We start from the raw sequence: 10992 nt of genomic DNA, 5'->3' as shown, positions 1-10992 counted from the left end.
CAACCCGGACCCCGCCGCCGACGGGGTAGAAAGAGCCATGAGCTCCTCCACCCGATCGTCGGACGCGCTGCTCGACGCGGCGGCCACGCTGATCGCCGAAAGCGGTTTGGACGGACTGACACTCAGCGCCGTGGCCGAGCACGCCGGAGTCTCGCGGGCGACCGCCTACCGCGAATTCGGCGATAAGGACGGCCTCGTCGCGGCCGTGGGACGCAACGAGGTCGGCCGCATGGTCGCCGCCGCATACGAGGCGATCGACCTGTCCGCACCCGTGCCCGAGATCGCCCGCGCGGCAACACTGTTCGCGCTGCGATACCTTCGCGAGCACCGCGCCTTCCAATACGTTCGCGTCAACGAACCCGCCTGGCTGCTCACCATCGCCATCCCCCACGGCGATTCCGAACTCAATCTCGTGGAAACCGTCGCCACCGTCGCCGAACCGCTGATCGCCGCACGCGCTGACACCGGCCTCGCCCTGACGCCGCGGCAGGCGGGCGAAGTCGTCGTCCGCACCGTTCTGTCCCACGCGTTGATCCACGGCAGCGGGCTCACCGACGAACAGGTCGCCGAGACCGCCGCACGCGCGATCAGCGCCGGACCGGGCGAATGAGCGGCGAGCTCATCCCGACGAGCTATCGCGACCGAGGCGGTTCCTGATCTGCTCCATCGACGGGTTCTCGATTTCCGTAGTCGGCGTATTGGTTTCGTGCAACGTCCGCAATTGGTATCCGTAGTCGCCGAGAACGAGGACCGCGGTCGCCAGACGCCGGGCCACCGCGTCGCCCGTCCGGTTCGCCGCCGCGAACCGGACGACGCGGAAATCACCGCCGTCCACCAGCTCCTCGAAATCATCGATCTCGATCTCCAGACCGGGCTGCAGATTCCGGGCCGCCCAGACACCGGCCAGCAACGTATCCCGGTCGACCTTCTGTCCGACGGTCGTCACCGCCGAGAACTTCTCGTGCAGGACGTGAGCGAACCGGTCGAACACCTTCGGGGGAGCATCCGAACCGATCCATTCGGCGAGGTCGTAGTGCATCGCGATGATCGCCTCCGCGAGGTCGGAATCTGCAGACATGGTGGCAATCTTCGTGCAGGCCCGCCGCACGGCCCACCCGGGCGCGCCGACCGGTCAGGAATCGAGAAGCATCCACCCCCGGCACACACCTAACGTCACTGTCATGGACATCATCATTCACTCGAGTTTCCTGCCGCACGACGATCCCGACGCCGCCCTGGCCTTCTACCGCGACACCCTCGGCTTCGAGGTCCGCAAGGATGTCGGGCAGGGCGGGATGCGGTGGATCACCGTCGGCCCGGTCGACCAGCCAGCGACCTCCATCGTCCTGCACCCACCGACCGCCGCTCCCGGCATGACCGACGAAGAGCGCCGCACCATCGCCGAGATGATGGCGAAAGGCACCTACGCCAGCATCCTCCTGTCGACCTCCGACCTCGACGGTGTTTTCGAACGGGTGCGGGCAGGTGGGGCCGAAGTCGTCCAGGAGCCGACCGAGCAGCCGTACGGGGTGCGTGACTGCGCCTTCCGCGATCCGGCGGGCAATATGGTCCGCATCGACGAGCGGCGCTGAGCCGGCGGACTGCCGCCGTATCCGACGTGAACACGGCACGGATCTGCTGATCCCGCACACGGTGGGCAAGCGTCGGTCGGCGGGATCGGTGGTCGCGGCTAAGTTGTGATCCATGGGAGGGAAACCGAATACGCCGGCGATTCCGGACTGGTCGACACAGCGTCCGTGGGGTGTGCGCATCGATTGGGGCGCGGCCGGCGCGCGGGCGCTCGGGCCGGATAGCGCGGTGGTCGTCGTTGTCGATGTCCTGTCGTTCACGACATCGGTTTCGGTAGCCGTCGACGCCGGGACGCGGGTTCTCCCCTACCGGTGGCGGGACCGCACAGCCGAGGAATACGCGGCGGCCAACCACGCGGAACTGGCCGTGGGCCGTCGAGCCGTTTCCGCGCGGCAGCCGTGGTCACTGTCTCCCGCCGCGTTGCGGCGTGCTCCCGCGCCGGAGCGCTTGGTCCTTCCGTCACCGAATGGCTCGGCCATCTCGGCCGCGGTCAGCGGGATTCCCGTCGTCGCGGCGTGCCTGCGCAATGCCTCGGCGGTGGCTCGCTGGATCAGCGCGCAGGGGTGGGGGACGGAACAGGCACCCGTTTCGGTGATCGCGGCGGTGAGCACTGGCCGGGTCAGGATGTGCTGCGGCCCGCGATCGAGGATTGGCTCGGCGCTGCCGCCGTCATCGCGGCACTCGCCGAGCACGGGGCCGGACCGTTGTCACCGGAGGCCACGCTCGCCCACAGCAGTTACGCCGGGATCCCGATGTGGCGACGCTGATCTCCGGATGTGCGTCAGGTCTGGAACTGGCCGCGCTCGGATTCGCCGATGATGTCGCGGTCGCGATCGAGATCGAATCCAGTTCTGCGGTACCGCTATTGGTCGACGGTGCGTTCACCGATGCCCCGCGATGACACGGCGATCCGGGATCGCCGAGGCGGAGGGCGCGAAGGACGCCGTCGCGGCGATTCCGGACCGTCTCGTGTGTGGTCGCGGCCAGTTCGCATTCCGGTGGCCGCAACGACCGCACGTCACGAAGGTCGGCGACAGGCTGCCGACGCGGACTCCGGTCTCGGCGAGCGAGCTAAGGCAGCGCCGCAGGATCGGTGTTCAATTTTTTGCGCTGTTCATCTGAACTGAACAGCGTGGACGACTGACGACGGTTCGACTTCGAACAGTCAGTACCCCGGGTGCGAGCGCGCGGAACCGGCCAGACTCGCCCCTGGACTACTTCGTGACGCCCTGAACAGGGCATATATGCCGCTGGGCGACCGCGACTCGGACCTCCCACAAGGCGCGTGAATTCCACTCTTGCATATACGTATACTTCTACTTATAGTGAGTCCTACGTATACATCTACGTATAGCTAGACCGCTACTACGTAACGCACCGGAAGGGTGATCACGTGCGCGCTCAACACATGACCGGCACCGACTCGAACAACTCGACCTGGACCGGCATGGTGCCGGTCGACGACACCGCGCTGGCCGTGACCGACAGCGGCGGCCCCGGCCGTCCCGTCATCTATCTGAACGGCGCCTATGCCGACCACTCGCACTGGCGGCCAGTCATCGCCGAACTCGGCGCCGACTGGCGGCACATCACCTTCGACGAGCGGGCTCGCGGCAAATCGAAGCGCTCGGCGGACTACTCGTTCGAGGCGTGCTTGCGAGATGTCGATGCCGTCCTCGAGGCGACCGGGGTGCAGCGGCCGATTCTCGTCGGCTGGTCCTACGGTGCGACGCTCGCGGCGCACTGGGCCGAACGGAATCCGGACCGCGTCCTGGGCGTGGTGGCCGTAGACGGCGCCATGCCGTACGGCTTGACCGGCGAGGAGGGCCACGAGCGGATCCGGAAGCTGTTCCACCGCATGCGGTTCTTGATGCCACTGGTGCGCCCGCTCGGCCTGGCCGCGCGGATGAGCGCCGACCAGCACGCCGAGGTCAACATCGAGGTCAACGAGATAGGCGCCGCCATGGCGCCGGTCCTCGACCGCGTGACCTGCCCGATGCGATATGTCCTTGCCACGGGCGCCAACCTCGGCGGCGGCGAGGAGGAGATGGAAGCGGCGCGGGCCTCACTCGATCCGGTACTCGCCCGCAACCCCAACCTCCAGGTCAGCGCGAAGGTCCCGAGCAACCACTCCCACATTCTGCGCAAGGACTTCCGAGCCGTCGCCGAAGCCGTCCGCGAGACGGCAGCGGCCCATGACATGCAGGATTCGCCGAGCCGATGACGGACGGGTTCACGATCGATCACGCGGCGGCATGTACCGAGAGCCGCGACCGACGCCGACCGGCCCTCAGCGATCCGAATACCAAGGGCGCCAACAGGACCGCATTCCACCGCCCATCCCTTCAACCGAGTTTTCCGACAGATTCCAAGGAGCACACAACCATGTCCATCACCCTCACCGATCAGGACAAGCTCACCCTGCGGACCGCTGCGTACGGCGCCGTGACGCTGATGGCCGCCGCCGGTGGCTCGCCCCACCGGTCCGCCACCGACGGCACCATCGCCCTGTCCTCCGCGACCGGCCTGATCGGGCACGTACTCGCCGAGAAGTCGAAGGGCATGAACCTGAAAAGCAAGTCGGTAGCCGGACTCGCCGACCACGTGCTGCCCGCCCTGACGGCAACCATGAGCATGCTCGAGAAGCAGGCCCCGGCAGAGGCCGACAACTTCCGCAGCATCGTCATGATGGCCATCGAAACAGCCGCTCGGCCCCGCAAAGGCGAGCCAAGCCCCGCCATGGCCGAGATGGCCCGCAAGATCACCGGAGCCATCGACGCCGCTCGATGAGATGGGGGCCGGGCACCGGCGTCAAGCCTGTGACCTGTGTCCATATATGTCGGACGGACCGGACGGAGCTCATGTTCTGTCCGGTCTCGGCGTCCGTTCGCGGCGGACTCGACGCGTTCGAAGGTGCCAAAACCTAATTCGCTCAACGCCTTCAGTGCCGTGCGCGAGTTGCAGTTCGTGCCTGAATTCCCCGGGGTCAGTACGGCTCGGCGAAGTCACGGATGAGGGCGCCGGTGGCGCCGGGATCCTCGATCATGGGGGTGTGACCGCAATCGAGGGGCTCGATGCGGACGTTCGGGACTCGGCGATAGTCCTGGAAGGACGCCGCCGGCCAGCGCTTGTCCTGGGAGCCATAGATCACCATGGTCGGCAGGCCGAGGTCCACGAGCCGGTCCGGTTCGGGGCGGTCTAGCAGGTACGCGTCCGACGCGTTCGAAGTCGCGGTGAGGCTGCGGTATGTCATACCTCGGACGTCAGCGACGATCCGCTCGGGAACCGGTACGTCGCGGGTGAAAGCACTGCTCAGGGAGTACCGAATAGCGGCGTCCGGAAGTAGCGGCCACAGTGGTTGCCCTATCGCCGGGTTGAGCAGCAGGTTGCCGGCCGGGCCGTTGTCGGTGAACGCGTCCAGCCGTGAACCGGTATCGATCAGCGCGAGCGCCGTCACCAGATCATGGCGCTGTTGCGCCAACGAGGTCGCCACGTAGCCACCGGTGGAATGTCCGACGACGATCGCGTGGCGCACGTCGAGCCGATCGAGTACCTCTGCGACTCGGCTCGCCTGCTCGGCCATTTGATAACCACTATCCGGTTTGGCCGATCCGCCGTGTCCGAGCAGATCGATCCGCACCACGTATCGATTCTGCAGGGCGGGCATCACCTGGTCCCACCATGCGGTCGATCCGGCCAGCCCGTGCAACAGCACCACCGCATCCGCGCTGGGCACTCCGCTCGAGATGACATGAATATCTCCGGTGGGAAGGTGCACCATCTGATCCTGGGAAACGTCCGGCGTGGCGGTCGCGACACCTGCCGCGTTGCCCGCGAACAGGGCGGCCGACACCGCGGCGACCATCAGCCCGATACGTCGTCGCCGACCCGACGTTGCGGCGGCGGTGCTCTCATTCATAGGTCCTCCTTCGACCGATCCGTGAGACCACCACCCTGGTGGGCGACAACGACATACGTCTTGAAGAAATGTCAGCGACGGAGGTCGGCATCGACCGCCGATACCGGACGGCTCATATAATCGCGGTGTGGCTTGGGAGATCACACGACCACCGCGGACACCCGCGCTGCACGGGGTGGACATGGCCGGATTCCGCATTCACGGTGACATCCCGGCTCGGCTGCGCGCCATTCCCCATCCGGCCGTCACGGTAGCGGTCAACATCGGTGACCATTGCTTCGACGTCCGCGACTCGACAGGCCGAACCCATTCGGGCAGCCTGGCCCTCGGCCTGACCGGCAACGCTGCGCCGGTGCGCGTCCAGGCCATCGAGTGCGTCCAGGTCCGCCTCTCACCGGTCGTCGCATCCGCCATCCTCGGATTCCCGCTCGCCGAATTGACCGGGAATATCGTCGCCCTCGACGATCTGTGGGGGCGCGACGCGACGCGTCTGAGTGAGCGCCTGCACGAAACATGCGGCTGGCACGAACGATTCGCGCTGATCGAGACGACACTGTCGGCACGGTTGCGCGACGACCGCCGGGCCGACCCGGAGGTCGCCTGGGCATGGCGCCAACTCATCCTCAGCCGAGGCCGATTTCGCGTCGAGCGCTTGGCCGCAGAGGTCGGGTGGAGCCGCCAACGGCTGTGGTCACGCTTCGGCACACAGATCGGCCTCACGCCCAAGCGCGCCGCCATGCTGGTGCGGTTCGACCACGCCGTGCACCGATTGGTCCGGGGACACTCACCCGCGCAAGTGGCGGCCGACAGTGGTTACGCCGACCAGTCCCATCTCCACCGCGACGTACGCGGATTCACCGGCACTCCCCCCTCCTCCGCGGCCAGCGAACCGTGGCTCGCGGTGGACGACAAGGCATGGCCATCGAGCACTACGGGCTGATCGGCGTTCGCGAACAAAGACCCGCCCTGTTCAGAACGGCCGCGGCCGCTTCGTTAGCTACCCTTGCCGGTGCACTGATGCTGGCGCCGATGGTCACCGCCCATGCACAGCCGGAATCGGCAGTCCCGGCCCCGGCCACGTCGATTTCGCGCAAACCGGGCGACTTCACGTGGCCCGAATGTCAAGACGCCGACTTCCTGCTCGGGTTCAAAGGGCTGCCGCAGACGATCATCACCGGTTCGTCCAGCCTTTCCGGACAGAAGTAGTGGCCCTGGTGAGTCCCCGATTCGAGTCCGAGAAGCGATGGTGTGATCGCTGGACTCGGCCGAGCCACTCGCCAGCGCGCGCCTGGCTCCGGTGCTCAGTAATCACCCGGGAAACAAATGTGGTGACTCTGAGAGACAATATGGGCGTGAGTAACGCAATCAGGATCAGATATCAGCTCGACGGACCGATGGTCGCGGCATTGACGGGTGAAGCGGCACTCGGCGGCCGCTGACGCGATGTCGGATCAGGAAGTGCCGGGTTGGCAGGCCGACGCGCGGGACCAGCTCCGCCGAAAGCTCGAAGGAATGAGATCTGAGGCGACCGATTCGCCCGGTACCGGGGACGGCACGTCGAAAGTCATCCGGCTGCCGCGTCGCCCCCGGCGCGTGACAGAGGAAGCCGACGGGCGCCCCAAGCAGCCCTGGCGTCCGGAAAATGACAGCGTCTACGATCCGGCACCGACCAGGCCCGTGCTGCGATCGGAACTACAGCATGAGACAGGGCGGTGGCCGGTCGCCCCTGGCCCGGCGCGGCACCCCGCCGCGGCGCAAAATCCAGGCGACCACGACGGGAGTGTCGTCGATCTCGACGCACTGCGGCGGAAACGAGCCGGTGAGAATGCCGCGGCCGTCGACAGCCGATCCGTGGCCCAGCCGCGGCGAGTCGGAAACCGTACAGGCAAGAGATCCAGCACCGATGGTGATCACGGCCATGACCACAGCGGTGACCCCGAATCTCCACCGGCGGACAAACCCGCTGGGCGGCATTGACTTCCCGCGCTGCCGATACCACCAGCGCCCACATGAGCACCCGAGGAATCCACACACATCGCATGAGATAGTGCGGGAGCAGCTGACACCTCCGCAATGTCTTCTGAAAACGACTATCGACGCGGGCGCAGTGTGGTTTCCGCGATGCACGTTCATTTGGTCTTTGTGACAAAATACCGACGCGGAGTCCTGGACGACGCCATGCTCACCCTGTGCGAGCAGGTGATACGGGAAGTGTCACCGACTTCGAAGCCGTGCTGGTCGAGTTCAACGGGGAAGACGACCATGTACACCTACTGGTCGAGTACCCGCCGAAAGTCGCGGTGTCGAAACTGGTGAACTCGCTCAAGGGTGTCTCCGCCCGGCGGCTGCGCTACGAGTTCACCGGGCGAGTGAACCGGCACAGCATGAACGGACACCTGTGGTCCCCCAGCTACTTCGCCGCCTCCTGCGGTGGCGCGCCGATCTCGATCATCAAGCAGTACATCGAGCAGCAGCGTCGCCCACCCCACACCCCAGGAAGACCGAAGTTGACGCGCTAACCCGACCCTGAAGGACCGGGCTTGCGCGCTACGTTTCATGGTCAAACCTCGGCGAACCGAACATCCGCGCACTCCCAGCCGTCAGGGCATCGCCTGCCCCGGGAACTGCGGGCCGCGAAACGGGGGTCTATGACTGCTCGATGCTGTGGCATAGCGTAATCGGCGCTGCTCCGGGGCTTTTCGGGCAGCCCGAGACGCTGAAGAAGGAAGTTTCGATGAAACGATCACTCGCCGCCGCGGTACTGGCCGGCACACTGACGCTGGCTCCAATGGCCACCGCGCAGGCTCAGGTCGATCAGGTCTCCTCGGGGTCCGGCGATGGTGGGTGCCCAGGCATCACCTGTGTACCGCAGCCTCCACTATGGCAAAGCCTGATCGATGCGATCAAGTGGACTTTGGCCACCGGCTCGTCCGGCCTGTCCTCGAATTTCCGGAATTCCTGAGCAAACGAGTCAGCCCGAAACTGCCAGAGCAGAAGAACGTTTCGATGAAACGATCACTCGCCGCCGTCCCGGCCGGTGCGCTGATACCGGCCGCCGCCCAGGCACCCCCCGAACCGGCTGCCCCGGTCGGCTGTTTCGACTCGAGTTCACTCCATGCGCCCCCTTTCCTCGAACTGGTGAACGGCTTGATCACCGGTTCGTCCAGCCTGAGCGGTGACATCGCCTAGCTAGGTTCTGTCTCGAAGTCCGGAGTGGCACCACGGAGAGGTGCCGCCCGATCGGCGCGTTCAGCGAAAGTGGTTGGCCTCGTTGGCATATAGGTGTGTCGCGTAGGTGGTTCCCCCGTTCTGGCGGGATCGGCCTCGGTGCGTTCGTGATCACTTTGTCGTCTGCTGAGAGTCCGCGATCCCGGCGAGGATGCGGCGCAAGCCGTAGGAGAACTGTTCGGCCGGGCTCAGGTCGACGGCTTCGGTCATGCGCGAAACCTGGGGATATGCGCCGCTCTCGATGACCTTGCGCATGTAGGGGGCGACGGCGGCGCGCCACTGGTCCTCGGTCTGGCCGGTGCGTCGTTGGGTCTGTTTCTCGGCGAGCTCGCGCATGACCGCGCCACGCACGTAGTCCCTGATCAGTCCGACGGCCGAGGCGGCGTCGGCGATGTCGGAGGTGAGCGGGGCAGCCGCGGTGAGGGCGTGTTCCAGCCCGCGCAGCCAGTTCGGGCCGAGCAGTGGTCGGGTGGCCAGCAGCGGGGCGAGCCAGGTGTGCCGAAGCCACAGCGCGCGCTCGTGGTGGGCGTACGCGTCGAGGTCGTCGCGCCAGTCTCCTGTCAGCGGCGCGTGGTCGTCGTGCACCGCGTCGGCCATGAGGTCGAGTAGGTCGTCGCGGCTGTCCACGTAGCGATAGAGCGAGGTCGTGCCGGTCGACAGCTCGGCGGCGACGCGGCGCATCGACAGCGCGTCGAGCCCCTCGGAGTCGGCGATGGCGACGGAGGCGTCCACGATGCGTTCCACGCTCAGGGCCTGCCTTTTCGGCTGGTACGGCTCACGTTCCCAGATAAGCGGCATGGGCAGAGTCTACAGAATCGGCTACAGTGTGCCCATGGACGGGCACACTGTAGCCACAGATGTTTTGATCGCCGGCGGCGGATCGGTCGGGCTGATGCTCGCGGTGCTGCTGCGCCACCACGGCGTCGAGCCCCTCGTCGTCGAGGAGAAGCCGGAGCTCTCGCCACACCCCCGGGCCACCGGCATCGGGTCGCGGTCGGTGGAGATCCTGCGCGAGGTCGGCCTGGATCAAGCGGTCAACGAGGCTGCGGTCGACTTGCGGGCGGGCAAGATCAGAGGGCGCACGCTCACCGAGGCCGACTTCACCGAAGACGCGCAGTGGAAGACGAAAAGCGCGGCCGAGCTCACCTACACACCGGCCCGGATCCGTGGCACCTGCGCACAGAACCGGCTCGACCGCGTGCTGATCACCAGAGCCGGGCACGTGGAGTTCGGCGTGGCGCTCGACTCGTTCGAGCAGGACTCAGGCGGCGTCACGGCGACCCTGTCGGACGGGCGTGTCGTGCGGGCGCGCTATCTGGTGGCGGCCGACGGGGTGCGCAGCCGGGTTCGGCAGGTCCTCGGCATCGGCCTCACCGGTCCCGGCGTGATCGGCCAGGAGACGACCAGTGTTCTGTTCGGTGCCGATCTGCGTCCGCACACGCCGTTCGCCATGTGCAACATCGAGCATCCGGACGCGACCGGCCTGCTGGTGACCGTCGACGGCGAACGCGAATGGGTGTTCCTCACCCGTCTCGACACCGAGCCGACTCCCGAGCTCATCCGCACCGCGGTCGGCGACCCGTCGATCGAGGTGGAGATCCGCAGTGTGCTGCGGTTCCGGGGGCGCGGCCAGGTGGCCGATCGGCTCTCCGTCGGGCGGGTCTTCCTGGTAGGCGACGCGGCGCACGCGATCCCCCCGTTGGGCGCGTTCGGGTTGAACACCGGCATCGCCGACGCACACAATCTGGCCTGGAAGCTCGCGCACGTGCTGCGTGGTGAAGCCGAGCCCGAGCTGTTGGAGACATATCACGCCGAACGCCATCCGGTGGCCCTCATGACGATGGAGCAGGCGCGCCTGCGGTTCAACGATCCCTCCCTGCACTGGGGCAAGGACATGGCACAGGCACGCAAGGCAGCGGGGGCGATCAACGCGCCGGTGGTGCACATGGGATACCGGTACGGCGGCGCGAAGCTCCCCTCCACCGAGGACGTCACCCTCGACCTCGACGGATCGCCGGGATCGCGCCTGCCGCACAGGTGGGTGACCGACGGGGTGTCCACGCTAGATCTCGTCGGATCGCAGTGGTGCGTACTCACGGCCGATCCCGATGTGGAGGCCGACATTCCGGTCCACCTCGTGGATGACTGGCCGTACGGGACGCTGCTGGTCCGCCCCGACGGTTTCGTGAGCCGTTCGTACCCCTAGTCGCCAGCGCGCCCTGTGCCGGTCGCAGCCCGCGCGGCTCGAACCGGCC

At 66.8% G+C, this 10992-nt stretch carries 14 protein-coding genes and 1 pseudogene; 12 read left to right on the top strand and 3 right to left on the bottom strand.

Annotated elements, in window-relative coordinates; translation table 11 throughout:
* The first annotated feature begins 37 nt into the window (after nucleotides 1–37).
* A complete protein-coding gene (locus ABZS43_RS21030; RefSeq protein ID WP_355037604.1) occupies nucleotides 38–610 on the top strand; it encodes a helix-turn-helix domain-containing protein in 573 nt (190 codons plus the stop codon).
* A gap of 9 nt (nucleotides 611–619) precedes the next feature.
* On the opposite strand, the gene ABZS43_RS21025 is transcribed toward ABZS43_RS21030, so the two are convergent.
* A complete protein-coding gene (locus tag ABZS43_RS21025) occupies nucleotides 620–1078 on the bottom strand; it encodes a hypothetical protein (RefSeq protein ID WP_355037603.1) in 459 nt (152 codons plus the stop codon).
* Nucleotides 1079–1181: 103 nt separating this feature from the next.
* Between ABZS43_RS21025 and ABZS43_RS21020 the strand changes: the two genes are divergently transcribed.
* The 5 genes from ABZS43_RS21020 (at nucleotide 1182) to ABZS43_RS21000 (ending at nucleotide 4380) form a co-directional block, all read left to right on the top strand.
* Nucleotides 1182–1592, top strand: a complete 411-nt coding sequence (locus tag ABZS43_RS21020; protein WP_355037602.1) for a VOC family protein — start codon at nucleotides 1182–1184, stop codon at nucleotides 1590–1592.
* A gap of 112 nt (nucleotides 1593–1704) precedes the next feature.
* Nucleotides 1705–2409 (top strand): 2-phosphosulfolactate phosphatase, encoded by a 705-nt coding sequence (locus ABZS43_RS21015; RefSeq protein ID WP_355037601.1) that lies wholly within the window; start codon nucleotides 1705–1707, stop codon nucleotides 2407–2409.
* Nucleotides 2345–2491, top strand: a complete 147-nt coding sequence (locus ABZS43_RS21010) for a hypothetical protein (protein WP_355037724.1) — start codon at nucleotides 2345–2347, stop codon at nucleotides 2489–2491. The genes ABZS43_RS21015 and ABZS43_RS21010 overlap by 65 nt, the downstream gene beginning before the upstream one ends.
* A 492-nt stretch (nucleotides 2492–2983) precedes the next feature.
* On the top strand, nucleotides 2984–3814 hold the full coding sequence (locus ABZS43_RS21005) for an alpha/beta hydrolase (protein ID WP_355037600.1): 831 nt from the start codon (nucleotides 2984–2986) through the stop codon (nucleotides 3812–3814).
* Nucleotides 3815–3975: 161 nt separating this feature from the next.
* Complete coding sequence (locus ABZS43_RS21000; RefSeq protein WP_355037599.1) at nucleotides 3976–4380, top strand: hypothetical protein; 405 nt, start codon at nucleotides 3976–3978, stop codon at nucleotides 4378–4380.
* Between the two features lie 196 nt (nucleotides 4381–4576).
* Here the strand turns inward: ABZS43_RS21000 and ABZS43_RS20995 are convergent, their stop codons facing one another.
* Nucleotides 4577–5509, bottom strand: a complete 933-nt coding sequence (locus ABZS43_RS20995; RefSeq protein ID WP_355037598.1) for an alpha/beta hydrolase — start codon at nucleotides 5507–5509, stop codon at nucleotides 4577–4579.
* A 127-nt stretch (nucleotides 5510–5636) separates the two neighbouring features.
* Here ABZS43_RS20995 and ABZS43_RS20990 point away from each other — a divergent pair, with 127 nt between their 5' ends.
* From ABZS43_RS20990 to ABZS43_RS20970, 5 genes and pseudogenes are all read left to right on the top strand, one after another.
* The gene (locus ABZS43_RS20990) at nucleotides 5637–6449 is read left to right on the top strand and encodes a helix-turn-helix domain-containing protein (protein WP_355037597.1); all 813 of its coding nucleotides are present in this window, start codon (nucleotides 5637–5639) and stop codon (nucleotides 6447–6449) included.
* Complete coding sequence (locus ABZS43_RS20985) at nucleotides 6425–6715, top strand: hypothetical protein (RefSeq protein ID WP_355037596.1); 291 nt, start codon at nucleotides 6425–6427, stop codon at nucleotides 6713–6715. The genes ABZS43_RS20990 and ABZS43_RS20985 overlap by 25 nt, the downstream gene beginning before the upstream one ends.
* Nucleotides 6716–7582: 867 nt before the next feature.
* Nucleotides 7583–8028 (top strand): annotated as a pseudogene (gene tnpA / locus ABZS43_RS20980) (IS200/IS605 family transposase).
* A gap of 140 nt (nucleotides 8029–8168) precedes the next feature.
* Nucleotides 8169–8471 (top strand): hypothetical protein, encoded by a 303-nt coding sequence (locus ABZS43_RS20975; RefSeq protein ID WP_355037595.1) that lies wholly within the window; start codon nucleotides 8169–8171, stop codon nucleotides 8469–8471.
* A gap of 44 nt (nucleotides 8472–8515) precedes the next feature.
* Nucleotides 8516–8698 carry a hypothetical protein gene (locus tag ABZS43_RS20970; RefSeq protein WP_355037594.1) on the top strand — a complete coding sequence of 61 codons (183 nt, stop codon included), beginning with the start codon at nucleotides 8516–8518 and terminating at the stop codon, nucleotides 8696–8698.
* 150 nt (nucleotides 8699–8848) lie between these two features.
* On the opposite strand, the gene ABZS43_RS20965 is transcribed toward ABZS43_RS20970, so the two are convergent.
* Complete coding sequence (locus tag ABZS43_RS20965) at nucleotides 8849–9535, bottom strand: TetR/AcrR family transcriptional regulator (protein WP_355037593.1); 687 nt, start codon at nucleotides 9533–9535, stop codon at nucleotides 8849–8851.
* A gap of 34 nt (nucleotides 9536–9569) precedes the next feature.
* Here ABZS43_RS20965 and ABZS43_RS20960 point away from each other — a divergent pair, with 34 nt between their 5' ends.
* The gene (locus ABZS43_RS20960) at nucleotides 9570–10943 is read left to right on the top strand and encodes an FAD-dependent monooxygenase (RefSeq protein WP_355037592.1); all 1374 of its coding nucleotides are present in this window, start codon (nucleotides 9570–9572) and stop codon (nucleotides 10941–10943) included.
* Nucleotides 10944–10992 lie beyond the last annotated feature (49 nt).

The organism is Nocardia sp. NPDC005366, from assembly GCF_040606855.1.
Lineage (GTDB): Bacteria > Actinomycetota > Actinomycetes > Mycobacteriales > Mycobacteriaceae > Nocardia.
Note: the sequence above shows the minus strand (reverse complement) of the source record. Positions and strands in the feature narration are given on the sequence as shown.

Coding starts and splice junctions, on each gene's coding strand:
- ABZS43_RS21030 (WP_355037604.1), top strand. CDS start 38: ATGAGCTCCTCCACCCGATCGTCGGACGCGCTGCTCGACGCGGCGGCC.
- ABZS43_RS21025 (WP_355037603.1), bottom strand. CDS start 1,078: ATGTCTGCAGATTCCGACCTCGCGGAGGCGATCATCGCGATGCACTAC.
- ABZS43_RS21020 (WP_355037602.1), top strand. CDS start 1,182: ATGGACATCATCATTCACTCGAGTTTCCTGCCGCACGACGATCCCGAC.
- ABZS43_RS21015 (WP_355037601.1), top strand. CDS start 1,705: ATGGGAGGGAAACCGAATACGCCGGCGATTCCGGACTGGTCGACACAG.
- ABZS43_RS21000 (WP_355037599.1), top strand. CDS start 3,976: ATGTCCATCACCCTCACCGATCAGGACAAGCTCACCCTGCGGACCGCT.
- ABZS43_RS20995 (WP_355037598.1), bottom strand. CDS start 5,509: ATGAATGAGAGCACCGCCGCCGCAACGTCGGGTCGGCGACGACGTATC.
- ABZS43_RS20985 (WP_355037596.1), top strand. CDS start 6,425: ATGGCCATCGAGCACTACGGGCTGATCGGCGTTCGCGAACAAAGACCC.
- ABZS43_RS20975 (WP_355037595.1), top strand. CDS start 8,169: ATGCTGTGGCATAGCGTAATCGGCGCTGCTCCGGGGCTTTTCGGGCAG.
- ABZS43_RS20970 (WP_355037594.1), top strand. CDS start 8,516: ATGAAACGATCACTCGCCGCCGTCCCGGCCGGTGCGCTGATACCGGCC.
- ABZS43_RS20965 (WP_355037593.1), bottom strand. CDS start 9,535: ATGCCGCTTATCTGGGAACGTGAGCCGTACCAGCCGAAAAGGCAGGCC.
- ABZS43_RS20960 (WP_355037592.1), top strand. CDS start 9,570: ATGGACGGGCACACTGTAGCCACAGATGTTTTGATCGCCGGCGGCGGA.